This is a genomic window from Halopenitus persicus (genome assembly GCF_002355635.1).
Lineage (GTDB): Archaea > Halobacteriota > Halobacteria > Halobacteriales > Haloferacaceae > Halopenitus > Halopenitus persicus_A.
Window position 1 is genome coordinate 1,367,060 of record NZ_AP017558.1, and the last position, 22,808, is coordinate 1,389,867.

Annotated in this window: 19 protein-coding genes; 6 read left to right on the plus strand and 13 right to left on the minus strand. The window is 68.6% G+C overall.

Features of this window, described 5'->3' with window-relative positions:
- Window positions 1-34: 34 nt before the first annotated feature.
- Together CPZ00_RS06630 and CPZ00_RS06635 are read right to left on the minus strand one after the other, a co-directional pair.
- Window positions 35-442: a PIN domain-containing protein gene (locus CPZ00_RS06630; RefSeq protein ID WP_096390180.1), complete on the minus strand. Its 408-nt coding sequence runs from the start codon at window positions 440-442 to the stop codon at window positions 35-37.
- Window positions 351-629 (minus strand): AbrB/MazE/SpoVT family DNA-binding domain-containing protein, encoded by a 279-nt coding sequence (locus CPZ00_RS06635; RefSeq protein ID WP_096391624.1) that lies wholly within the window; start codon window positions 627-629, stop codon window positions 351-353. The genes CPZ00_RS06630 and CPZ00_RS06635 overlap by 92 nt, the downstream gene beginning before the upstream one ends.
- A gap of 182 nt (window positions 630-811) precedes the next feature.
- Here CPZ00_RS06635 and CPZ00_RS06640 point away from each other — a divergent pair, with 182 nt between their 5' ends.
- Window positions 812-2,188: an ATP-binding protein gene (locus tag CPZ00_RS06640; RefSeq protein WP_096390181.1), complete on the plus strand. Its 1,377-nt coding sequence runs from the start codon at window positions 812-814 to the stop codon at window positions 2,186-2,188.
- Between the two features lie 54 nt (window positions 2,189-2,242).
- Here the strand turns inward: CPZ00_RS06640 and CPZ00_RS06645 are convergent, their stop codons facing one another.
- From CPZ00_RS06645 to CPZ00_RS06670, 6 genes are all read right to left on the minus strand, one after another.
- Window positions 2,243-4,495 (minus strand): NADP-dependent malic enzyme, encoded by a 2,253-nt coding sequence (locus CPZ00_RS06645; RefSeq protein WP_096390182.1) that lies wholly within the window; start codon window positions 4,493-4,495, stop codon window positions 2,243-2,245.
- 72 nt (window positions 4,496-4,567) lie between these two features.
- Entirely contained in the window at window positions 4,568-5,845 is a 1,278-nt protein-coding gene (locus tag CPZ00_RS06650; RefSeq protein WP_096390183.1) for a cation:proton antiporter, read from the minus strand.
- A 24-nt stretch (window positions 5,846-5,869) separates the two neighbouring features.
- Window positions 5,870-6,370: a cation:proton antiporter regulatory subunit gene (locus tag CPZ00_RS06655; RefSeq protein ID WP_096390184.1), complete on the minus strand. Its 501-nt coding sequence runs from the start codon at window positions 6,368-6,370 to the stop codon at window positions 5,870-5,872.
- A gap of 189 nt (window positions 6,371-6,559) precedes the next feature.
- The gene (locus CPZ00_RS06660) at window positions 6,560-7,201 is read right to left on the minus strand and encodes a diacylglycerol/polyprenol kinase family protein (protein ID WP_096390185.1); all 642 of its coding nucleotides are present in this window, start codon (window positions 7,199-7,201) and stop codon (window positions 6,560-6,562) included.
- A 5-nt stretch (window positions 7,202-7,206) separates the two neighbouring features.
- Window positions 7,207-9,003 (minus strand): glycine--tRNA ligase, encoded by a 1,797-nt coding sequence (glyS, locus tag CPZ00_RS06665; protein ID WP_096390186.1) that lies wholly within the window; start codon window positions 9,001-9,003, stop codon window positions 7,207-7,209.
- A gap of 3 nt (window positions 9,004-9,006) precedes the next feature.
- On the minus strand, window positions 9,007-9,855 hold the full coding sequence (locus tag CPZ00_RS06670) for a CBS domain-containing protein (RefSeq protein ID WP_096390187.1): 849 nt from the start codon (window positions 9,853-9,855) through the stop codon (window positions 9,007-9,009).
- A gap of 278 nt (window positions 9,856-10,133) precedes the next feature.
- Here CPZ00_RS06670 and CPZ00_RS06675 point away from each other — a divergent pair, with 278 nt between their 5' ends.
- Entirely contained in the window at window positions 10,134-10,358 is a 225-nt protein-coding gene (locus CPZ00_RS06675) for a DUF7556 family protein (protein WP_096390188.1), read from the plus strand.
- 49 nt (window positions 10,359-10,407) lie between these two features.
- Here the strand turns inward: CPZ00_RS06675 and CPZ00_RS06680 are convergent, their stop codons facing one another.
- Together CPZ00_RS06680 and CPZ00_RS06685 are read right to left on the minus strand one after the other, a co-directional pair.
- Window positions 10,408-11,340 carry a ketopantoate reductase family protein gene (locus CPZ00_RS06680; RefSeq protein WP_096390189.1) on the minus strand — a complete coding sequence of 311 codons (933 nt, stop codon included), beginning with the start codon at window positions 11,338-11,340 and terminating at the stop codon, window positions 10,408-10,410.
- A 676-nt stretch (window positions 11,341-12,016) separates the two neighbouring features.
- On the minus strand, window positions 12,017-12,754 hold the full coding sequence (locus tag CPZ00_RS06685) for a DUF2848 family protein (protein WP_096390190.1): 738 nt from the start codon (window positions 12,752-12,754) through the stop codon (window positions 12,017-12,019).
- Window positions 12,755-12,859: 105 nt separating this feature from the next.
- Between CPZ00_RS06685 and CPZ00_RS06690 the strand changes: the two genes are divergently transcribed.
- Window positions 12,860-13,942, plus strand: coding sequence for an NADH:flavin oxidoreductase/NADH oxidase (locus tag CPZ00_RS06690; RefSeq protein WP_096390191.1), 1,083 nt, complete (start codon window positions 12,860-12,862; stop codon window positions 13,940-13,942).
- Between the two features lie 88 nt (window positions 13,943-14,030).
- On the opposite strand, the gene CPZ00_RS06695 is transcribed toward CPZ00_RS06690, so the two are convergent.
- The 3 genes from CPZ00_RS06695 to CPZ00_RS06710 form a co-directional block, all read right to left on the minus strand.
- A complete protein-coding gene (locus CPZ00_RS06695; protein WP_096390192.1) occupies window positions 14,031-14,855 on the minus strand; it encodes a creatininase family protein in 825 nt (274 codons plus the stop codon).
- Window positions 14,856-14,928: 73 nt separating this feature from the next.
- Window positions 14,929-15,891 (minus strand): D-2-hydroxyacid dehydrogenase, encoded by a 963-nt coding sequence (locus CPZ00_RS06700; RefSeq protein ID WP_096390193.1) that lies wholly within the window; start codon window positions 15,889-15,891, stop codon window positions 14,929-14,931.
- A 519-nt stretch (window positions 15,892-16,410) separates the two neighbouring features.
- Window positions 16,411-17,661, minus strand: a complete 1,251-nt coding sequence (locus CPZ00_RS06710; RefSeq protein WP_096390195.1) for a threonine synthase — start codon at window positions 17,659-17,661, stop codon at window positions 16,411-16,413.
- A gap of 97 nt (window positions 17,662-17,758) precedes the next feature.
- Here CPZ00_RS06710 and CPZ00_RS06715 point away from each other — a divergent pair, with 97 nt between their 5' ends.
- The 3 genes from CPZ00_RS06715 (at window position 17,759) to CPZ00_RS06725 (ending at window position 22,749) form a co-directional block, all read left to right on the plus strand.
- Window positions 17,759-18,913 (plus strand): pyridoxal phosphate-dependent aminotransferase, encoded by a 1,155-nt coding sequence (locus tag CPZ00_RS06715; RefSeq protein ID WP_199243402.1) that lies wholly within the window; start codon window positions 17,759-17,761, stop codon window positions 18,911-18,913.
- Between the two features lie 90 nt (window positions 18,914-19,003).
- A complete protein-coding gene (locus CPZ00_RS06720; RefSeq protein WP_096390197.1) occupies window positions 19,004-20,722 on the plus strand; it encodes a hydantoinase B/oxoprolinase family protein in 1,719 nt (572 codons plus the stop codon).
- Entirely contained in the window at window positions 20,719-22,749 is a 2,031-nt protein-coding gene (locus tag CPZ00_RS06725) for a hydantoinase/oxoprolinase family protein (protein ID WP_096390198.1), read from the plus strand. Before CPZ00_RS06720 ends, CPZ00_RS06725 begins: the two co-directional genes overlap by 4 nt.
- Window positions 22,750-22,808: the final 59 nt, after the last annotated feature.

Below are 22,808 nucleotides of genomic sequence, written 5' to 3' on the forward strand. Positions count from 1 at the left end.
GAAGGCGGGAAGCGGGGTTAGTGGTTTCGGAGCGTCACTCCTCGTCGACCGCCGTCAGATCAAGACGAGACGTCACACCGTCGTACGCGCCGTCGCTGGAGACGATGGTGTCGCCGTTCGCTTCGACGAGATGCAGTGCGTCGAAGGGCGCAAACCCGTGGTCCGCGACGTACGTTGCCGCCGCGACGACCGTATCGACGTCCCCACGTACCTCGACGAGATTGGCAGCGTTGGTGACGACTCGTTCACTGTCTCTGTCTTCCCGATACGCGACCAAGAGCAGTTCGATGAGCGTGAACTGTGACGTCCACAGTTCGTCGCGATGGTTTCGGTACACCGCCTCAGCAGCCTCACCGAGCCAGTCTTCGTCTTTGATGAGTGCGAGGAGAAAATCGGTTTCTGCGTCCGGCCTCGTCCATCGCCGCCTCTCGTGCTTCCTCACGAAGTTCCTCAGCCGTCTTGTCCACGTCCGAGAACTCGTCTCGGAGCGCGTCAAGCGGATTTTCGGCGACCGGGATTAACTTGATTCCGTCGTGAACCTGGACGATGTGGTAGCGGTCCCCGTACCGCTCTCGCACCTCCTTCGGTAGCGTCAGGCGGCCCCGGTCATCGAGCGTCGCATCGGACATCTGCGAACGTATGGTGGGTAGAAATAAGAATGTTCCCCGATTCAACGTATATACCCACCAGTGGATTTCTCGAGTGGTTTCGGACCGCAGGATCGGCATATCCGATGACGGGCCCACGGTGGAGGCCGGTCGGATCGGACCGGCGAATCTATTATGATCGAGATCATATGATCGTATGCATAATGATCGACCGGGAGCGCGAACTCGAGTGGCTGCGGACCCGTCTCGCGGGCGACGATCGGGAACTCCTGGTCGTGTACGGACGACGGCGCGTCGGGAAGACGACGCTCGTCACGGCGGCCCTCGAGGAGCTCGAAGCCGGGACGGTGTACTTCCTCTGTGACCAGCGCGGAACGCGGGCGAACGCCCGGCGGTTCGCGTCCAGGTGTGCGGAACGGTTCGACGACGTCCCGCCCGACGTCGACGGGTTTCCGGACGCGTTTCGATACCTCCGTGACCGGATCGAGGGCGCGGGCGTCGTGGCGATCGACGAGTTCTCGTACCTCGTCGAGGCGGACGAGACGGTGCCGTCGGTGTTCCAAACGGTGGTCGACGACGTCCTCACCGGAACCGACGTTTCGATCGTGCTGTTGGGCTCATCGATCTCGATGATGGAGGAAGGAGTCCTCAGCTACGAAAGCCCGCTGTACGGACGGCGAACCGGACAGTGGCGGCTCGAACCGCTGCCGATCGCGAGCGCGAGGCAGTTCTTCCCCGAGTACGGCCCAGAGACGATGATCGAAACCTACGGAGTGGTTGGGGGGATCCCCGCGTACCTCGAACAGTTCGAGGCCGACCGTGACCTCCTCGAGAACGTCGAACGGCACGTCCTCTCGAAGGGGGCGTTTCTCCACGAGGAACCGGAGTTCCTCCTCCGACAGGAGCTTCGAGAGCCGGCGACGTATCTGGCGATCCTGGAGGCGATCGCCGGCGGCGCGACGCGGGTGTCCGAGATCGCCTCGGTCATCGATCGGAACGCGAGCGACCTCTCACGGTATCTCAAGAACCTCGCGGAGTTGGCGATCCTCAAACGGGAGACCCCGGTCACCGATCCGGACGGGCGCGGCGTCTATCGACTGACCGACGACTTCCTTCGGTTCTGGTTCCGATACGTCTCGCCGAATCGGGCAACGCTCGAACAGGGACACACCGGATCCGTGCGGGAGACGATCGCCGAGACGATGCCGACGCACACGAGCGTGACTTTCGAGGATATCTGCCAGCAGACGGCGCTGCTACCGGCCTTTCCCGTTCCGTGCTCCCGGGTCGGTCGATGGTGGTACGGCGAGGACGAGATCGACGTCGTCGGCCTCGATCCCGCGAGCGAGACGGTGCTTCTCGGGGAGTGCAAATGGACCCGCGACCCCGTCGACCCCTCGTTGCTGTCCCAACTCGAGACGCTCGAACCCGAGGTCCGGTGGCGCGGGGAGGACAGGACCGTCCGCTATGCGCTGTTCGCCCGCTCGGGGTTCACGGAGCCGATGCGGGAGATCGCGCGTGACCGGGCGGACGTCGAGCTATACACGCCTGCCCGGCTGTTCGACCTGTTCGATCGATGACCGGGAGCAACACCCTCACGAGCGTCGGACCGGTTCACGACGCGCCGGACGAACTCACTCCTGCGCGTCGACGACCGCGACGCCGGCGAGGTTCACGATGTCCTTGACCTCGTCGCCGCGCTGGAGGACGTGGACGGGCTCGTCCATCCCGACGAGCATCGGGCCGATCGCCTCGGCGCCGCCGAGGCGCTGGAGCAGCTTGTAGCCGATGTTGCCGGACTCGAGGTTCGGGAAGATGAGCACGTTCGCGGGCTCGTCGAGCTCGGAGAACTCGTAGGTGTCCTCGAGGATGTCCTCGACGACGGCGGTGTCCGCCTGCATCTCGCCGTCGACCGGGAAGTCGACCTCGGGGTCGTCGTGGAGCGCCTCGACGGCCTGCCGCGGCTTGCTAGTGCCCTCGTTCTCGACGCTGCCGAAATTGGAGTAGGACAGCATCGCGGCGCGCGGCTCGACGTTGAACCGGCGGGCCAACTCGGCGGTGTGTTTGGTCACCTCCGCGAGCACCTCCTCGTCGGGGTTCTGGTTGACCGTGGTGTCCGCACAGAACACGACCCGGTTTTTAAAGGTGAGCAGGTAGACGCCGGCGACGTGCTCGGTGTCCTCGGCCGAACCGATCACCTGCAGGGGCGGGCGCAGCGCCGAGGGGTAATGGTGGGTGAGCCCGGTGAGGAGGGCGTCCGCATCGCCGCGCTCGACCATCACGCTGCCGAGGTAGTTGGTGTCGCGGTGGACCAGCTCGCCGGCCTCGGTCCGGGTGACGCCCTTACGCTTGCGGATCTCGTGGAGCCGGTCGGCGTACGGCTCGAGGCTGCGCTCGCTGGGGTCGACGATCTCCGGCTCGAAGGAGAGGCCGAGCCGCTGGGCGGTTCGGCGGATCTCGTCGGCGTCGCCAAGCAGGACCGGCTCGGCGATCCCCTGTTCGGTCAGCTGGTAGGCCGCGCGGATCATCTTCTCGTCGGTTCCCTCCGCGAGCGCGACGCGCTTGGGGTCGCTTTTCGCCTTGTTCAACACGACGCGCATCATTTCCCGGGACTTGCCGAGCCGGGCCTCGAGGCGCTCGCGGTACTCGTCGGCGTCGACCGCGGTCCGGGCCGCCCCGGAGTCCATCGCGGCCTGTGCGACCGCCGGGGCGACCTCGAAGAGGACGCGGGGGTCGAGCGGCTTCGGGATGAGGTACTCGGGCCCGAACTGGAGCGGGTCGTCGCCGTAGGCCTTCACGACCGCATCGGGGACGTCCTGGCGCGCGAGCTCGGCCAGCGCCTCCGCCGCCGCGCGCTTCATCTCCTCGTTGATCTCGGTCGCGCGAACGTCGAGGGCGCCCCGGAACAGGAACGGGAACCCGAGGACGTTGTTCACCTGGTTCGGGTAATCCGACCGGCCGGTGGCCATGATCACCGTGTCGTCGCGGGCGGCCTTCGCGTCGTCGTAGGTGATCTCCGGGTCCGGATTGGCCATCGCGAAGAGGATCGGGTCCGTCGCCATCGACCGGACCATCTCCTGGGAGACGATCCCGCCGACCGAGAGGCCGGCGAAGACGTCCGCGCCAGCCATCGCGTCCGCCAGGTCGCCCTCGGGAACGTCGCGCGCGAACTCGCGTTTGTACCGGTTGAGCTCGCCGTTCTCCGCGCGGGCCTCGGTGATGATCCCCGAGGAGTCACACATCGTGATGTTCTCCTTGCGGGCGCCGAGCGAGACGTAAAAGCGGGCGGTCGCGATCGCCGAGGCGCCGGCCCCGGAGAAGACGATCTCGACGTCCGCGATGTCCTTGCCGGTGACCTCGAGGGCGTTGAGCAGCGCGGCCCCGGAGATGATCGCGGTGCCGTGCTGGTCGTCGTGAAAAACGGGGATGTCCATCCGCTCGCGGAGCCGGCTTTCGATCTCGAAGCACTCGGGCGCCTTGATGTCCTCGAGGTTGATCCCGCCGAAGGTCGGCTCCATCGCGGCGACGCTCTCGACGAACGCGTCCGGGTCGGTGATGTCCAGCTCGACGTCGAAGACGTCGATGTCGGCGAACCGCTTGAAGAGGACGCCCTTCCCCTCCATCACGGGCTTGGAGGCGCTCGCACCGATGTCGCCGAGCCCGAGCACCGCCGAGCCGTTCGAGACGACCCCGACGAGGTTCCCCTTCGCGGTGTACTCGAAGACCCGGTCGGGCTCCTCCTCGATGTCCAGACACGGGGCCGCCACGCCCGGCGAGTACGCGAGGCTCAGGTCCCGCTGGGTGTTCGTCGGCTTCGTCGTCGCGATCTCGATCTTCCCCGGCGGCTCGCTCCGGTGGTACTCCCGCGCGTCGTCGTCCATTCCCATACTCACCGCTTCCGGCGAGCGACCAAAAAGGTAACCGATACCGTCGATATTGAACCACGACGATCGTCGAATTCAGTCGTCGGTGTCGCCACCAGCATCAATGCCGCCGTCGGTGATCCCGGGACCCCCGAGTCCGCCATCGCCCAGGCGGTCGACCAGCACCGCCTCGAACGGGGCGGAGTACTGCATCAGCATCGTTCCGAGGACGCTCATACAGAGCACGTACGCGACGGTGAACGCGTAGATCTCGTCCGCAATCGGGGCGGCGAGCCGGGTTCCCTCGGCGATCGCGACCGAGGCGATGATCAGTGAGAACTCCCCACGGGTGACCATTCCCAGCCCGACGCGGGTCGACCGGCGCACGCCGAGGTCGTAGACGCGGCCGCCGAGGTAGCCGGAAAGGAACTTCGTCGGCGTCGTCACGACCACCGCGACCGCGACGAGGCCGGCGACGCCGGCGAACAGCGAGGGGTCGGTCACGAGGCCGATCCAGAAGAAGAAGACGGCCGCGAAGGCGTCCCGGATCGGCTCGAGGCGGTGTTCCAGCCGGTCGACGTGACTCGTCGCCGAGAAGGTCATCCCGACGAAGAAGGCCGCCACCGCCTCGCTGACGCCCACCGCGAGCGCCGCGCCGGCGACGAACACGGTGATCCCGATCGCCCGCAGCAGGAAGAACTCGCTCGAGTCGGTCGCGAGCAGCCGCTCGAAGGGGGCGCTCCCGTAGACGACGAGCGCGAGCAGCAGGAGGATGAAGCCGATCGAGATCCCGATGGAGGTCGCCGCCGCGCGCAGGTCGCCGCCGCCGAGGACGACCGCCGAGACCACCGCGAGATAAACCGCGATGAACAGGTCCTCGTAGACGAGCGTGCCGAGGAGCGGTCCCGCCTCGTCGTTGGCGATCCAGCCGCGGTCGATGAGGGATTTCGTGATGATCGCCGACGAGGAGATGTAGACGATCCCAGCGACCAGGACGGCGGGCAGGAGGGCGCCGAACAGGACGTAGCCGAGCACGAGCCCGGCGCCGAAGTTGACGACGAGGTCGATCGTGCCCGCGCGGCCGATCCGGTCCTTGCTCTCGATCAGCCGGTCGAGGTTGAACTCCAGGCCGAGGAAGAACAGCAGAAAGACGATCCCCAGCTCCGCACCCAGGGAGACGAACGCCGTCTCCTGGACGTACCAACCGCCGACGATGGGGATCGAGAGGTTTCCGAGGACGTACGGGCTCAGCGCCATTCCGGCAAGGATATAAAAGGGGATCACCGACTGGCCGAGCCGGCTCGCGAGCCCGCCCACGAGCGCCGCCGCCGCGAAGAGCACGCCGACCTCGAACAACAGCGACTCAGCCGCCATCGGGAGCCTCCGTCACGGCGGCGATCACCGCTCGTCGACCGGCCGGCCGAGGTGTTCGCCCAGCTTCTCGACGCTCTCGCGGTCGCCGACGACGATGAGGGTGTCGCCGACCACGAGTTCGGTGTCCGGGCCGGGGCTGGCGATGACCTCCGACTCGCCCCGTTGGATCGTCACGACCGACGCGCCCGTCTCGGCGCGGAAGTCCATCTCCTCGAGCGTCTTCCCGACGACCGGTGAGTCCTCGGTGACCTCGAACCACTCCAGCATCGCGCCGCCGGGGAGCATCGCCTCCTGGACGTCGTGTTCGACGGGCTGGAAGTACGCGCCCTCCAGGATCGTCCCGACCGTCCGGGCCAGCTGGTCGGGGAGGTCGAAGAGCTTCTCGGAGTCGGCGTCCGGGGTCGGTCGTTTATAAACCTCCCGGCGGCCGCTGTTGTGCGTCAGGATCACGAGCGTCTCCCCGTCGCCGAGGTCGATCTCGTGTTTCTTCCCGACGCCGGGAAGTTCGGTCTCGGAAACCGTCATTGGGTGATCGTTGGACGAAGGACCTATAAAGGGACGCGGTCCGGCGCTGGCGGACGTCGGTTCGCCGGGGGACGGAGGGCAGTCCGATGATCGAAACGGAACCAGGCGAGGCGAGCCGAATCGGAACCAACGCGGCCGACCGGTCAGTCCCGGATCGCAACCACGGTCAGTCCCGGATCGCAACCACGGTCAACCCAGGACCGCGACCACGGTCCAGATCCCCGTCGCGGCGAACAGCGGGATCGTGAGGTTGTCGTCGACCGGCTGGCCGCGGATCAGCGGCGGAAGCCCGTCGGCGATCGTCGCGCCGACCGCGCCGACGACCGCCGCGAGGACGCCGACGTCGATCCCGAAGGCCGGCACCGTGATCGGGACCGCCACCGCGACGCAGACGAGGAAGGTGACGACCCAGATCGCGGGGCGCTTGAATTCGTCGGCCGCATTGGTCCCGAGTGCGCCGCTCACCGGGTCGCCGAGCGCCAGCATCCACAACGTCGGGATCGCGATCGGCGGGTGAAACCAGACCACGACGCCGGTCATACTCAGCTGGTACAGGGCGTAGCCGGCGACGTTGTCACGCTCGTAGGGACGCGTCAAGGCTCGAAAGACCGCGTGATCGCGCCCGACCACGAGTCGCAGGAACTCGAGAACCGCGACGACGAGCAGGCCGGCACCCAGGAGGATCCGCGTCCCCGTCCAGTCGATCCACCCCAGCAGGTACGGGGCGACGTACAAGGCTCCCCCCGCGTGGACGAGCCGGCGCTCGAGCTCGACCCGATCGCGCCAGCCCGTCGACGTCGCGCCGGATCCGTCGGAGCTGGGGGCCGGCATCCGCCTCAGGCGGCCTCGACGTCCGTCTCGACCGGATCGTGGCGGTCCAGGAGGCCCTCGAAGCCCGCCGTGCCGTCCTCGCCGAGCAGGGCAGCCAGCTCGTCGGCGAGGTCGTCGACGGAGATCCGGACCTGTCGGGCCGCGTCGCGCTCGCGGACGGTGACCGAATCGGGGCCGTCGCCCTCGAGCCCGTCGCGGTCGACGGTGACGCAGAAGGGCGTGCCGATCTCGTCCTGTCGCCGGTAGCGCCGGCCGATCGAGCCGGAGTCATCGTGTGCCACCGAGAGCCCGTGCGCGCGGAGGTCGTCGGCGAGCCGGTCGGCGAGGTCGACCAGGCGGTCGTCGTTGCTCACGAGCGGGAAGACGGCGACGTCGATCGGCGCGATCTCCGGGGGGAGCTCGAGGTAGGTGCGCTCCTCGCCGTCGATCTCGTCCACGGTGTAGGCGTGTGCCAGGATCGTCTGGACGATCCGGCCGATCCCGAACGAGGGCTCGATGACGTGCGGGATGACGTGCTCGCCCGATTCCGTCTCCGTCTCGATCGAGAAGTTCGCGACGTCGGCCTCGACCGAGACCGTTTCGCCGTCGTCGAGCTCGACGGTCACGGTCTCGGCGTCGAAGGCGTCCGGATCACGTTCGGCGAGGGACTCGAGGGCGTCGGCGACCGCGCCGGCCCGTCCACCGAACTCGGGGCCGAGCACGGACATGTCGGGGTCGACCGTCGCCCGCTCGACCGTCCTCGGCTCGTCGTACCGCTTGAAGATCGTGAAGGAGTCGTCGGCGTGGGCGTCGTGTTTCGAGAGGTCGTAGTTGCCCCGGTCGGCGAAGCCGGCGATCTCGATCCAGTCGCCGTCGACCTCGCTCTCGGCGTCCCAGCAGTCGGCCGCGTAGTGGGCGCGCTCGCCCGACAGGTGCTGCCGGAATCGGAACCGGTCCATGTCGACGCCGACCCGCTCGTACCACTCCTGGGCGACGCCGAGGTAGTAGCCGACCCACGCGGAGCCGATGACGCCGTCGTCGACCGCCTCGCCGACCGTGGTCTCGAGGTAGTCCCCGTCGTCGGCCGCCTGTTCGGCGGCGGGGTAGAGCCGCACCTCGACGTCGGCGACGCGGTCGATCGGCGGGTCGTCGTCCTCGGGGTCGATGAACTGCTCGAGCTCGGCCTGGGTGAACTCCCGGAGCCGCAGCAGGCCGCCCCGCGGCGAGATTTCGTTTCGGTAGGCGGGGCCGATCTGGGTGACGCCGAACGGAAGCTGCCCGCGGGCGTACTCCTTGAGCCGCGGGAACTCCACGAAGATCCCCTGTGCGGTCTCGGGGCGAAGGTAGCCGGGCTGTGCGTCGCCGGGACCGATGTTCGTCGCGAACATCAGGTTGAAGTCCTCGACGTCCTGCCCGGCAAGCGGCGTGCCGCAGGCGGGACAGACGACGTCGTGGTCGCGGATGAGCATCTCGACCTCCGATCCGGGCAGCGCCTCCGCGTCGGCGATCGACGTGGCGTCCTCGACGAGATGATCGGCGCGGTGGGAGACGCCACACTCGCCGCACTCGACGAGCATGTCGTCGAACCCCTCGAGGTGGCCGGAGGCCTCGAAGACCGGCTCGGGCATCACGGTCGGGGCCTCGATCTCGTGGTTCCCCTCCTTGAGCGTGAACCGGTCGCGCCAGGCGTCCTCGAGGTTTCGCTTGAGCGCTGCGCCCCGCGGACCGAAGGTGTAGAACCCGGCAGTGCCGCCGTAGGCGCCGTTGGAGCCGAAGAAGAACCCGCGGCGCTTGGCCAGCTCGACGAGCTCGCGGCCGGCCATCGCTTACAGCCCCTCCAGCAGGTCGACGTCGCGAACGATCCCGACGAGCTCGCCGCCGCTGACCAGCGGGATCTGCTCGACGTCGTTCGAGATCATCTCGCGGGCGGTCTCCGCGGCGGTCCGGCGTCCGGAGACCGTCACGACGTCGGCCGTCATGAACTCACTCGTCGGACCGAGCGGAAGCTCGACGTTGCGCGTCGGGAGGTACCGGTTGCCGACCGCCTTGATCCCCTCCCAGGCCCAGTCGTCGTCCTGGTTGGCGAAGCTGTCGCCGGTTCCCTCCTCGCCCTCGACGACGCGGGCGACCTCGAGGACGTCGACCTCGGTGAGGATCCCAACCATCGTCGCGTCGTCGTCGAGCACCACGGCGTACGGGACCGCCGAGAGGCCGATCTCGCGTTCGGCCACCGGGAGCGGCGTGGCGACGTGGGTGGCATTGACGTCCCGCGTCGCGAGGTCGCCGACCGCGGCGTCCCCGTCGACGTCGCCGCGGGCGATCGCTCGAACCACGTCGGTTACCGTAAGGATCCCCTCGAGCGCGTCGCCGTCGACGACCGGGATCCGGCGGGCGTTCTCGGTGACCATCACGGAAGCGGCTTCACGAATGTCGACGTCGGCGCCGGTCGTCGGGACCTCCCGCATCAGCATCGCGAGCTGGTCCTCGTCGGGGTGGTCGATCAGGTCGTCACGCGAGACCAACCCGCGGTAGACCTCGCCGTCCCCGGTTCCCTTGACGACGGGCACCGAGGAGAAGCCGTGGTCCTGGATGTACTCGAGGACGTCGTCCCGCGTCCCGGGGATCTCGACGACCACGAGCTCCGAGCGCGGCGTCATCGCGTCAGCTACGTTCATAGGGCGCCTTTCGCCACCGGACCTCTTGTATACTGCGAAGGGCTCCCGTCAGGAGATCCCACACCGACCGTTCGATCAGGGAGTCGGCGTGGTTCGACCGATACCGACCTCACCGACCGGAATCAGGTTCGATACCGCCGTTCAAATCGACACAAACGTCGATGTACGCCCACTTCAGAAGGCGATAGATCGTCGTTTGTCCAGCACGATCGTGTATAACACCGGGTTCGTGGATTCAGTCCGATGAGTTTATATGTGAGTGCGAACTGATGTCAATCATGTCACGGAGTTCCACTCCCTGGGACGAGCCGGACACCGAACCACGCGACCCGCCGCTGCCGCAGGCACGGGACGCGCTCGAACCGGTGTCGTCGCCGGACGTAATGGCGTCGGTGGACGCCACGCCGTCCCGGTCGGAGTTCGTCATCGCGGACGTCTCCCGCGAGGACGCGTGGATGGCGGTCGAGGAGACCGACGCCCCGGTCCTCGAGGAGTGGTGCTGAGGCCCCGATAGCGACACGCCGATTCCGCCGACGTCCCCGCCCGACCTCCTCAGAGACCGCCGGCGCCGCCCCCGACGTCGTCCGCCGGCCGTAGTCCCCGATCGCGCTCCCAGGCCCGGAGCAGCGCCGCCAGCGTCCGGCAGGTCGGCGTCTCGACGCCGTGGGTCTCCCCGCGGTCGATCGCGGCCCCGTAGATCGCGTCCACCTCGGTGCAGCGCTCGTCCGCCCGGTCCTGTCGCATCGAGGAGTGGTTCGCGGCCGTGGTCTCGGCGACGCGCTCGACGGCCGCCACGGCGTCGCCGTTCGAGAGATCGACGCCCTCCGCACGCGCGACCGTCGCGACCTCGCAGGCTGCCTCGCGCGCGACCGCGCCCGCCGGACCCGTCGCCACCGCGGCGTTGTCGACGTCCGCCAGCGCCGTCGGGCCGTTGATCCCGGCGTTGACGGCGAGCTTTCGAAAGCGGCGCCGGGGCATGTCCGACGCCGACCCGGCGGTGACGTCCGCCTCCCGGAACGCCTCGGCGATCCGCTCGGCCTCGGGGTCCTGTCCGCCCGAGAGCGCGCCGATCGTCACCTCCCCGGTTCCGGTACATTCGACGCGACCGGAGTCGACGAGCCGCGCGCCGTAGGTGACCGTCCCCGCGAGGACGCGCGCGTCGAGGGCGGCGAGGAGCCGTTCCTCGGTGAGCCCGTTCTGGAGGGAGACCACCGTTTCGTACCGACCCGTCGCGAGCGTCCGCGCCGCAGCGTCCGTGTCGTAGGTCTTCGTCGTCACGATCGCCACGTCGGCGCGCTCGCCCGTGCCGTCCGTGAGCGCGCGGGGATGGGTGTGCGCCTCGATGGCCCCCTCGATCCGGAGGCCGTCCTCGCGGACCCGGCGCATGTGCGGGTCGCGGCCGACGAGCGTCACGTCGTGTGCCCGCGCGAGCAGCCCGCCGATCAGGCTTCCGAGGCTTCCGGCGCCGAAGACGAGGATCCGCATACGTGCCGCTGTGCGTCCGAGGGGCAAAACGGTTGGTGGTCGCCGAAGGCGACGATCGATGGCCAGCCAACATAAACACCAATTTTAATGAATATATAAATATATGATAAACGATCGCCGTCTTCGTCATCGGCACGGTGCTGGCCGGAACGGATCGACGGCCCAACGTGTGGGATCGGCGTCGTCCCGGTGGCGGTGCCGACGTGATCCGTCCGCGATCCGGTGAGACGACCGACCGTCGTTTGATTCGGTTAAAACGCCCAAAGCGCGGCTATAACATAGAGACAAGCATTCGATATATAAACGGTCCTCGACCGGATCCACCCGGTATCCGCAGCAGATGGCAGTCGGATCACGACAGACTCGGACGCGGACGAAACCGATCTGGAGACGAGTTATTCCGATCGTTGTCATATTTTAAATGACTACTGTTCAGAAGTATATGATATACTATACTATTTGAATGGCGGCAGAATCCGATCGGAGCGCTCGAGATCGGCGAGTCCGAACGGGCATCCGGCAGGGCGGCCGACCCGCTCGGAGCACGGCCGACCCGCTCGGAGCACGGCCGACCCGCTCGGAGCACGGCCGACCCACTCGGAGCACGGCCGGCCCGCTCGGAGCACGGACGGGCCACACGTCCGTTCCCGCCAGCCGACCCACGCGTCCGCTCCCGTCAGGGAAGCTCGCAGTCGTCGAGCCAGTCGTTCAGCGAGACGTCGTACTGGTGGGAGATCCGGCGGTTCGCCGCCGGGTCGTACAGCTGCATCGCGTAGAAGTCCCCGTAGGTGACGTCCGGCCGGGCGTCGACGTCGCCGTCGGCGCCGGTCGAGACGGTGCCCGACCAGACGGCGGTGCCGGTAAGCGGCGCGGTCGTCTTCGCGTCGATCGCCTCGAGGAGCGCGTCCGGCCGCAGGAACGCGTCGAGGGTGGCTCGCTGGTAGAGCTCCCGATCGTCCCCCCGCCCGGTCCAGCAGCTGATCTCGAGGTCGTCCCAGCGGTCGCGGACGTCGTCCAGCCGCCAGACCTCGTCGGCGATCACGCTGGGGCACGTGCTGTTCGCCCGGTGGAGGTTCCGGTCCATCACGTGGTCGTCCTTGTGGTCGACGCCGACCCCGACGTAGGTCCGGTCGGCGGTCGGCAGCAGCACAAACTCCAGCTCGCCGCCGGTCGTCGCCGCGTTGACCACGATCTCGGAGTCGGTCGTCAACAGGTGCGGCGGCTTCGGAACGACCATCGGGAGCGTGTCGGGGCGGGTGACCCCGATCGTGGCCAGCTCCTCGAACATCCGGTCGACCCGGTCCGGGTCCGGGTTCCGCGTCGCCATCCCGCAGTTGGCGATCCGCCGTATGGGGACCGTCACGCCCCGGGTCGAGCCGTCCGCACGGCGGACGGTGAGGTCAAGGGTCGTCATCGTCGTGGTCTCACCCGGAACACGATTAATCCTTTCGGCGACCGCGGGCTGCGTGCGAGTCGATCCACCGGCATCGTTTTGTGCGTCCGCGTTCCGCGTTTGGTAGTGACACCCACACTATTCTCGCCGGTCTCGATCCGGGGGGCCGACCTCCGGAACCGGGTGATGGTCTCGCCGATGTGCCAGTACTGTGCCGCGGACGGGCTGGCCGACGACTGGCACCGGGTCCACCTCGGAACGCGCGCGGTCGGCGGCGCGGGGCTCGTGATGACCGAGGCGACCGCGGTCGAGCCCCGGGGACGCATCACGCCGTTCGACCTCGGGATCTGGTCGGCCGAGCACGCGGACGCGCTCGCGCCGATCGCGTCGTTCGTCCGCGAGCAGGGCGCAGTCCCCGGGATCCAGCTCGCGCACGCGGGGCGGAAGGCCTCCCACGCGCCGCCGCGGGAGGGGCGACACCCGATCCGGCCCGCGGACGGGGGCTGGGAGACCGTGAGCGCGTCCGGAGTCCCGTATCCCGAGGAGAACGCGGTCCCGACCCGACGGCTGAGCGAGGCCGGCATCGAGGCGATCGTCGACGCGTTCGCCGCGGCCGCACGGCGGGCTCGCGAGGCCGGCTTCGAGGTCGTCGAGATCCACGCCGCCCACGGCTACCTCCTCCACCAGTTCCTCTCGCCGGTCACGAACCGCCGGGACGACCGATACGGCGGCGACGTCGAATCGCGGGCTCGAGTTCCGATCGCCGTCGTCGAGCGCGTCCGGGAGGTGTGGCCGGACGATGCGCCGGTGTTCGTCCGGATCTCCGCGACCGACTGGCTGCCGGACCGGACCGCCTGGACCGTGGACGACTCCGTCCGGCTCGCCGGGCGGCTCGTCGAGGCCGGCGCCGACCTCGTCGACGTCTCGGGCGGCGGGCTCCACCCGGACCAGCGGATCCCCGAGACCGGACCGGGCTATCAAGTGCCGTACGCCGAGACGATCCGGGAGGCGGGCGACCTGCCGGTGGCGACGGTCGGGAAGATCACGTCGCCGACGCACGCGGACGCGATCGTCCGGAACGGCCGGGCGGACCTCGTGGCCCTGGGTCGCGAGCTGCTTCGGAACCCGTACTGGCCGCTCGCGGCCGCCCGGGAGCTCGGCGCCGACGTCGAGTGGCCGACCCAGTACGTCCGCGCGAAGCCGCGGTGACGGCCGGGGGTCGCGGCGTCACGCCACCGCGGCCGGCGGCAGTGCACCGGCGGTCGGAAGCCGCCTCAATACCGCGGCCGGAGCCGCCTCAATAGCTCAGCCCGATCGAGCCGTCGCCGCTCCGGTGCGCGTAGAGGTCCTCGAGGAACTCGATCGCGTTGTCGACGACGTCCTCGAGGAGCGTCTCGCCCTTCTCGGCCGACGCCTTCGTCGGGTCGCCGTGGTGGCCGAGGTCGTCCTCGCCCCAGTCGGCGCTGACGCTGGCGGTGCCCACGCTGTCGTCCATGCTCACGTAGTCGTTGGAGGTGAACCGGGTCCAGCCGTCGTGGGTCTCCTTCACGAACTCGTCCTCGTCGACGAGGTCGGGGTGTTCGTGCAGCATGAAGGAGGTCTCGAACTCGCCGCCGTGCATCCCGTCCTCCGGGTCGCCGTCGCGCAACTCGTTGTGTGAGCGAACCCCGATCCGCACCAGGTCCACCGTGGCGAAGAACACCTCGGGGTGCTCCTCGCGGACCCGTTTCGACGCGATGTCGATCGCCGGGAGGTTCGCGAGGCGATGGCCGTTGACGGTCAGCACGTTCTCGACGCCGTGGCGGGCCAGACTCTCGTAGACGTCTGACAGCACCGAGATCACCGTCTCCGAGGAGAGCGCGATCGTCCCGGGAAACGCCATGTGGTGCTCGGCGTCGCCGTACCAGATCGGCGGCGCGGCCACGACGTCCGCGCGCTCGGCGATCCCCTCGGCGACGTCCTTGGCCTGGTACGCGTCGACGCCGAGCGGGAGATGCGGCCCGTGCTGTTCGGTCGAGCCGATGGGCACGACGACCGTCGGGTTGTCGGCCGATTCGAGGTACGCCTCGAAGTCGGGCCAGCTCAGCTCCTGGAGCCAGACCTCGTCCTCATTCCGTGACATACGTCACCATCCCGCTCAGCGTGTAAAAAGATGCCGGGGGATTCGACGGGAAACGTGGGGGAGGGGACGAGCGCTAGGAGACCAGGTTCCGGAACCGGTCGCGGTCCGCACCGTCCTCGAGACGGCGAACGTTCTCCGCCAGGACGTCGGCGAGGCGAGGCCAGTGTTCCGGCGTGTGGCCGCCCATGTGCGGCGTGATGATCGCGTCGTCCAGGTCCCAGAGCGGGTGGTCGTTCGGGAGCGGCTCGGGGTCGGTGACGTCGAGCGCACAGCCGGCAAGGTCGCCGACCTGCAGGGCCTCGACGAGCGCGTCGGTGTCGACGAGCGGGCCGCGGCCGACGTTCACGACGACCGAATCGGGGCCGAGCGTCGCGATCTCGTCGGGGCCGATCAGCCGGCGGGTGGTCTCGGTGAGCGGGGAGCACAACACGACGTACTCGGAGCGGGCGAAGGCGGCGTGCAGGTCGTCGTCGAAGCCGACGACCTCGTCGGTCGGGCCGCCCTTGGAGGGGGTGTACCGCACGCCGATCGTCTCCACGCCGAACGCGTCGAGCCGCTCGACGATCGCGTGCCCGATGGCGCCCAGCCCGACGACCGTGACGGTCGATCCCATCAGCTCGGTGGCCTGGTAGTGGTGCCAGCGGTTGTCGGCCTGTTGGCGGATCCCCCGGTGGATGCGGCGCGCGAACACGAGCAGGTAGCCGAGGACCTGCTCGGCGATCCCGGGCGCGTGGATGCCGGAGGCGTTCGCGACGAGGATGCCCCGGTCACGGAGCCGGTCCATCGGGAGGTGGTCGGTTCCCGAGGAGGCGACGACGAACAGCTCGAGCTCGTCGGCCAGCTCGACCTGTTCACCGGTGATCGAGATGCCGGTGGCGATGCGTGCCTTCCGGAGAAGGTCGCGCTCCTCGCGGGGCGTCTCCGCGAGCACGACGGTCAAATCGGGGAGTCGCCGGCGGAGGGCGTCCGCGTACGCCGCGGGCGACAACGCCTCGGTCCCCCGCCGAAAGACGACGACGTCCGGGTCTCGCGTCATCCGGAACTCCCGTCGGTGGTGCTGACGTGAATGGACATGGCGGTTCGGATCACTCCGTTGGAACGACCCGTACTCTCGTACCATCCATAATAACGTTTGTGGCGGCGCGCGGGTCGCGTGGAGTGCGCGACCCGGCGGCGACGACGGCCGCGGCGGCGGGCCGCGGCCGCCGTCCTCCGGCGCGGCGCGTTTCACGTCGAGAAACCCGATTCGAGCGGCACGGTCGGGAGCGGAGCCCAGGACGGGACGGCGATCGTGCGTGGTCGGGTGACCCGACTGAATTACAACCATAAATTTGTAATTCAGTCGGCCGCGATCGGCGGCCCATCGAACGTCCATTCGTTTCATCCGATGAAACTGACGTCGGCAGTGGCGGATGAAACGACCACCGACAGTGGCGGATGAAACGACCACCGACAGTGGCGGATGAAACGACCTCCGGCGTGGAAATCGCCGGGACGAACGCCGACATCCGCGTCGTCGCTCGTGGCTCGTTTCGTGGCCGCAAACGCCGGCACGCTACTGGGTCGGCGCGTCGACGGACACCCCCAACGTTTCGGCGAGCGCATCGAGCCGTGGCTCGACGCGCGGGGGCTGGCCGACGACGTCGGTGAGAGCGTCGGGCCACTTGACTCCCGCACCCGTCGCCACGCAGACCACGGTGTCTCCGGGGCCGACGACCCCGTCGCCGACGGCGCGGTCGACCGCGGCGGGCGCGAGCGCGCTCGCCGGCTCCGGGACGACGCCCGCGAGGGCGGCCGCACGCATCGCCGCTTGAACGGCGGCCTCGTCGATCCCGTAGGCGGTGCCGTCGGATTCGCGTATCGCGCGAAGCGCGTGGTCGCCGGCGGAGTCGCCGCTCGCGGAGACGCTACTCGGCATCGGTCCGGGGGCCTCCCCCACGGTGTCGTGGCCCTCCTCGACGGCGGTCACGAGCGACGGCCGCTCGGCCGGCTGCACGCCGACCATTCTCGGGGTCCGGTCGATGACGCCCAGGTCCCGGAGCTCGCGGAACCCCTTCCAGGTCCCGTAGAGACCGTCCCCGGACCCGACCGCCGCAACGACGACGTCGGGCGGGGTTTCGAGCGCCTCGACGAGCTCGAAGGCGATCGTCTTGTACGCCTCGTTCCCGTACGGCTGGCTGACGTACTCCTTCGAGACGCTGACGGTCGGATACCAGCCGCGTTTCGCGAGGGACCGCAACAGCGGGCGCCGCTCCTCGTAGTCGGTCACCGCCGCCTTCGCGCCGTACGCGCGGATCTGGGCACGGATCGGTCGTTCGGTTTCCGGCGGGATGAGGACGAGCACCTCCTCGGCCCCGGCCAACCGGGCGTAGGCCGCGGTGCTGGCGCCGTGGTTGCCGGTGCTCGAGGTCGCCACGTGGGTCCGGCCTTCCCCCGCGACCGCGTTCGAGAGCAACAGCGAGTTGAGTCGGTCCTTGAACGACCAGGTCGGATTGCCGGTCTCGTTCTTCAACAGGACGGTCGCGTCGCCGCCGGCGTCGGGGAGTTCGACCAGCGGGGTCCACCCCTCGCCCATCGTCACGGGCTCGGCCGCACGCAGCGGCAGGAGCTCGCGATACCGCCACATGTCCGACCGATGACTGCGGTCGGTCCCGAACGGCAGCGCCGACGCGTCGACAGTCGCGAGGTCGACGACTGCCTCGAGCCGACCCGCCTCCCCGTCCGATCGGCAGTCGGGGCAGCCGCGCGGGAACAGCCCGGGGTCGAACGTCCGCTCGCACCGCTGACACTGTAGGACGTGATCCATACGCACGGATGCCGGCTCCAACGATAAATATATGTAGGCCGATCCTCGGCACCGATCCGACCCGAGCGTTTATGTGTGCGACCGACAACCGTGTCCCATGCCAGCGGACCGTATGTCCGCGATCCCGTTCTCCGGGATCCGGAAGATATTCGAGGAGTGTGACCGGCTCGAGGCCGCGGGCGAGGACGTCGTCCACCTCGAGATCGGACGGCCGGACTTCGACACGCCCGAGCCCATAAAGGACGCCGGAAAGGACGCGCTCGACCGGGGCGAGGTCCATTACACGTCGAACTACGGCATCGAGCCGCTGCGGCGGGGGATCGCGGAGAAGCTCGCGACGGATAACGGGTTACAGTACGATCCGGACGGGGGGATCATCGTGACCTCGGGCGCCACCGAGGCCGTGTTCTGCACCGTCGTCGCGCTCGTCGGTCCCGGGGACGAGGTGCTGGTTCCGGACCCGAGCTGGACCTACCGGCCGTCGATCGAGACAGCCGGGGCCACGCGGGTTCCGTACCCCGTCTCGCCCGAGGAGGGGTTCCAGCCCGACGTGGAGGCGCTCGCGGAGCGCGCGTCGGACGACACCGAACTGCTCATCGTGAACACTCCGCACAATCCGACCGGCGGAATGCTCGACGCGGACCACGCCGCGGCGATCCGCGACGTCGCGGTCGAACACGACCTCACCGTGCTGTCCGACGAGATCTACGAGAAGATACGCTACGACCGTGACCACGTGAGCCTCGGCGCCCTCGATGGAATGTACGACCGGACGGTGACGGTGAACGGCTTCTCGAAGGCGTACTCGATGACCGGGTGGCGGCTGGGCTATCTGGCCGCGCCCGAGTCGCTCGTCGACCCGATCATTCGGCTCCGCCAGTATACGACGACGTGTGCGCCCTCGATCGCACAGCACGCCGGGGTTCGCGCGCTCGAGGGGACCCTCGAGGCGCCGATGGTGGAGGCGTTCGAACGACGGCGCGACCTGGTCGCCGACCGGATCGCCGACGTTCCCGGGATGACCTGTCCGACGCCGAGCGGCGCCTTCTACGCGTTCCCGACGGTCCCGGAGGGCGTCGACGACGAGACCGAGTTCGTCTACTCCCTGCTCCGGGAGGCGGGGGTGGCGCTCGTTCCCGGGACCGTGTTCGGCGAGACCGGGGCAGGACGGGTCAGGATCGCGTACTCGAACTCCGCGGACCGGATCGACGAGGCGTTCGACCGGATCGAAGCCTGGCTCGCGGCGCGGTGAGCTCCCGGCTCATCGTGCGGTGAACTCCGGCCACAAATCGAACGCAACGACGGGTAAACGTTTAAGTCGTGTGGGTAGTCAACACTGGGTATGGTTTCGCCCGGGAAGCTGGAGATATTCAGACATTCGCTGAAGGGAATCGTCGAGGAGATGGGGGTCACGCTGCAACGGACGGCCTACTCGACCAACATCAAGATCCGACGGGACCACACCTGCGCCCTGTTCGACTCGGAGCTTCGTCACATCGCACAACACGACATCGCGCCCCAACACATCGGGTCGCTCGTCTCGGTCGTACCGCGGAATATGCGCGACCGCGACGACCTCGAGCCGGGGGACGGCATCCTGATAAACGACCCGTATAAGGGTGCCGTCCATCTCCCCGACGTGATGCTCATCTGCCCGCTGTTTCACGACGGGGAGATCATCGGCTACGCCGCGAACTCGGCCCACCACGTCGACATCGGCGGGCCGACCCCGGGCGGCATCCCGACCGACAGCACCGACCTCTACGGCGAGGGGGTGATCATGCCGGGCGTGAAGGCCGTCGAGGACTGGGAGTACGACGAGGAGGTCCTCGGACTCATCACCCGGAACGTCCGGTCGCCGGACATGCGGGTCGGCGACTACCGGGCCCAGCTCGGCGCCAACCGGATCGGCGAGGAGCGCTTCGGCGAGCTGTACGAGGAGTACGGATCCGACGCGCTCGCCGAGTACCTCGACGAGCTGATCGACTACACCGAGCGGCTGGTCCGGTCGAACATCCAGGAGCTCCCGGACGGCGTCTACGACGCCAGCGACTACATGGACGGCGACGGCATCAACGACGAGGAGCTGCTGGTGACGCTGACCATCGAGATCGACGACGACGAGATGACCCTCGATTTCACCGGCACCGCCGATGAGAACGAGGGACCGCTCAACTGCACGCCCGCGATGGCGTTCGCGGGAACGATGGCCGTGGTGATGTCCCTGCTCGGCGGCGACCTCCCGAAGAACGAGGGGTTCTACCGGCCGTTCGAGATCATCACGCCCAAGGGGTCGATGGTCAATCCGACCGACGACCGGCCGGTCGCGGCCGGCTGGGAGATCGCCATCCGGGCCGGCGACCTCGTGACGAAGGCGATGGCCGACGTGCTCCCGGAGGAGACCATCGCGGCGACGAAGGGGATCATCTGCAACATCGCGTACGGCGGCCGGGACCCGCGGAGCGACGACGACGAGTACGTCTACTACGAGACCGTGGGCGGCGGCTACGGCGGCCGGGCGACGAAGGACGGGATGGACGGGGTGCAGGCGCACTATCAGAACACGGCGAACAGCCCGATCGAGGAGCTGGAGACGGAGATCCCGCTGTACGTCCGACGGTACGAGTACATCCAGGATTCCGAGGGAGCCGGACGCCAGCGCGGCGGGCTCGGGATCCGGCGAGACATGGAGTTCTACGACCATCGGTCGTCGTTCACCGTGCTCTCCGACCGGACGAAGAACCAGCCGTGGGGGCTGTTCGGCGGGCACGCGGCACGCGCCGCGAAGTACGTGATCAACCCCGACGACGATCCGGAGGTCGTGAGCTCGAAGTCGACCACGAAGCTCGACCCGGACGACGTCGCCAGCGTCCAGACGCCCGGCGGCGGGGGCTACGGCGACCCGCTCGAGCGGCCGCCCGAGGAGGTCCTCGAGGACGTGGTCAACGGGAAGGTGTCCGTCGAGAAGGCCGAATCGGAGTACGGCGTCGCGGTCGACCCGGAGGAGCGGTCGGTCGACGAGGCGGCGACGCGGGAGCTCCGTGAGGAGGTGGACCGATGAGCGTCCGCATCGGGGTCGACACCGGCGGCACGTTCACCGACGTCGTGCTCTACGACGACGGGACGAACGAGATCCACACGACGAAGACCCCCTCGACGCCGCCGGACTTCGACCGGGGCGTCCTCAACGGGATCGACAAGATCCTCGAGCAGACCGACACCGACCCCGGGGACGTCTCGTTCCTCAGCCACGGGACGACCGTCGGGACGAACGCGGTGTTGGAGGGGGAGATCCCGAACCTGGGGCTCATCACGAACGAGGGGCTCCGGGACGTCCTGGAGATCGGCGACCAGACGCGGCCGGACCTGTACGACCTGCAGACGGACAAGCCGCCGGAGCTCATCCCGCGGTACCTCCGGCGGGAGGTCCCCGGCCGCGTCGACTCGCACGGCGAGGTCGTCGACGAGCTCGAGGAGGAGGCGGTCCGGACGGTCGTCGACGAGCTCGCCGGGGAGGACATCGAGTCGATCGTCGTCTCGACGCTCTTCTCGTACCTCAACCCGGCCCACGAGGAGCGGATCGGCGAGATCATCGAGTCCCACGAGGCCGACCTCCAGTACGCGCTCTCCTCGAGCGTCCACCCCGAGATCAGGGAGTACGAGCGGACCATCACGACCGTCCTCAACGAGGCGATCAAGACGACCGTCGAGGACTACTTCGGGAAGCTGACCGAGGGGATCGAGCAGCGCGGCATCGACGTGCCGCTGAACATCATCCACTCCGGCGGCGGGATCTTCACCGCCGAACAGGCCACCCAACGGGCGGTCCGAACGATAACGTCCGGGCCGGCCGCGGGGGCGGTCGCGACGGAGAAGGTGAGCGCCCAGGAGGGCTTCGAGAACGCGATCGGGATGGACATGGGCGGCACGAGCGCGGACGTGAGTCTCATCCGCGACGGGGAGATCGTCCGGTCCACCGAGGGCGAGATCAACGACCTCCCGATCAAGACGCCGATGATCGACATCAACACCGTCGGCGCGGGCGGCGGCTCCATCGCGTGGATCGACGAGGGCGGGATCCTGCACGTGGGCCCGAAATCCGCCGGGGCCGACCCGGGACCGATCTGTTACGGGCAGGGCGGCGAGCAGCCGACCATCACCGACGCGAACCTGCTGTTGGGCCGTCTCAACCCGGCGAACTTCCTCGAGGGAGAGATGGAGCTGATCGTCGAGGAGACGCGCGAGCGGTTCGCGGAGACGATCGCCGACCCCCTCGACCAGTCGGTCGAGGAGGCGGCGCTGTCGGTGATCGAGGTCGCGAACGCCAGCATCGCCCGGCGCGTGCACAACGTCACCGTCGAGCGTGGCGACGACCCGAGCGACTTCGCGCTCATCGGCTTCGGCGGCGCCGGACCGCTGCAGACGCCGGCCGTCGCCGAGCGGATGGATATGGAGGACGTGATCATCCCGCGAAGTCCGGGCGTCTTCTCGGCGCGCGGCATCCTCATCGCGGACGTCCGCGTCGACGAGTCACACTCCTACCGGGAGCGGCGCATCGACCCGACGATCATCGACGACCAGGTCGGGGCGCTGGCGGCCGAGACGCACGAGCGGTTCGTCCAGCAGGGGTTCACCGACGAGGAGATCCGCATCGACCGGGCGATCGACATGCGGTACGCGGGACAGTCCTACGAGCTGACGGTCCCCGTCGAGGACGACCCGATCACCGCCGAGACCATCGAGGCCGCAACCAACCGGTTCCACGAGATGCACGCCCGGCTCTACGGGCACGCGATGGAGGGCGAGGACGTCGAGGTCGTGACGCTGCGCGTCACCGGCCACGTGCCCACGGCGCCGCTCACCGACGTGCCGGAGACGACCGCCACGGAGGCCTTACGCGACGTCAGGGACGTGTACTTCGCCGACCGCGGGTGGCTGGAGACGGACGTCTACGACCGGACCGCCCTCGCGACCGGCCGGACGGTCGAGGGACCGGCGATCCTCGAGGAGAGCGGCGCGACCGCCATCGTCCCGCCGGATACCGAGGCGACCGTCACCGAGGCCGGGAACGTCCACATCACGCTGTGAGGGAACGTCCACATCACGCTGTGGGACGCTGAGACGCACGGCGCCGGAGTCCCACGGCG

Bases quoted from the DNA above. Each gene is read 5' to 3' on its own strand.
- CPZ00_RS06635 (WP_096391624.1), bottom strand. From the start codon at position 629: ATGTCCGATGCGACGCTCGATGACCGGGGCCGCCTGACGCTACCGAAG.
- CPZ00_RS06640 (WP_096390181.1), top strand. From the start codon at position 812: ATGATCGACCGGGAGCGCGAACTCGAGTGGCTGCGGACCCGTCTCGCG.
- CPZ00_RS06645 (WP_096390182.1), bottom strand. From the start codon at position 4,495: ATGGGAATGGACGACGACGCGCGGGAGTACCACCGGAGCGAGCCGCCG.
- CPZ00_RS06650 (WP_096390183.1), bottom strand. From the start codon at position 5,845: ATGGCGGCTGAGTCGCTGTTGTTCGAGGTCGGCGTGCTCTTCGCGGCG.
- CPZ00_RS06655 (WP_096390184.1), bottom strand. From the start codon at position 6,370: ATGACGGTTTCCGAGACCGAACTTCCCGGCGTCGGGAAGAAACACGAG.
- CPZ00_RS06660 (WP_096390185.1), bottom strand. From the start codon at position 7,201: ATGCCGGCCCCCAGCTCCGACGGATCCGGCGCGACGTCGACGGGCTGG.
- glyS (WP_096390186.1), bottom strand. From the start codon at position 9,003: ATGGCCGGCCGCGAGCTCGTCGAGCTGGCCAAGCGCCGCGGGTTCTTC.
- CPZ00_RS06670 (WP_096390187.1), bottom strand. From the start codon at position 9,855: ATGAACGTAGCTGACGCGATGACGCCGCGCTCGGAGCTCGTGGTCGTC.
- CPZ00_RS06675 (WP_096390188.1), top strand. From the start codon at position 10,134: ATGTCACGGAGTTCCACTCCCTGGGACGAGCCGGACACCGAACCACGC.
- CPZ00_RS06680 (WP_096390189.1), bottom strand. From the start codon at position 11,340: ATGCGGATCCTCGTCTTCGGCGCCGGAAGCCTCGGAAGCCTGATCGGC.
- CPZ00_RS06685 (WP_096390190.1), bottom strand. From the start codon at position 12,754: ATGACGACCCTTGACCTCACCGTCCGCCGTGCGGACGGCTCGACCCGG.
- CPZ00_RS06695 (WP_096390192.1), bottom strand. From the start codon at position 14,855: ATGTCACGGAATGAGGACGAGGTCTGGCTCCAGGAGCTGAGCTGGCCC.
- CPZ00_RS06700 (WP_096390193.1), bottom strand. From the start codon at position 15,891: ATGACGCGAGACCCGGACGTCGTCGTCTTTCGGCGGGGGACCGAGGCG.
- CPZ00_RS06710 (WP_096390195.1), bottom strand. From the start codon at position 17,661: ATGGATCACGTCCTACAGTGTCAGCGGTGCGAGCGGACGTTCGACCCC.
- CPZ00_RS06715 (WP_199243402.1), top strand. From the start codon at position 17,759: ATGCCAGCGGACCGTATGTCCGCGATCCCGTTCTCCGGGATCCGGAAG.
- CPZ00_RS06720 (WP_096390197.1), top strand. From the start codon at position 19,004: ATGGTTTCGCCCGGGAAGCTGGAGATATTCAGACATTCGCTGAAGGGA.
- CPZ00_RS06725 (WP_096390198.1), top strand. From the start codon at position 20,719: ATGAGCGTCCGCATCGGGGTCGACACCGGCGGCACGTTCACCGACGTC.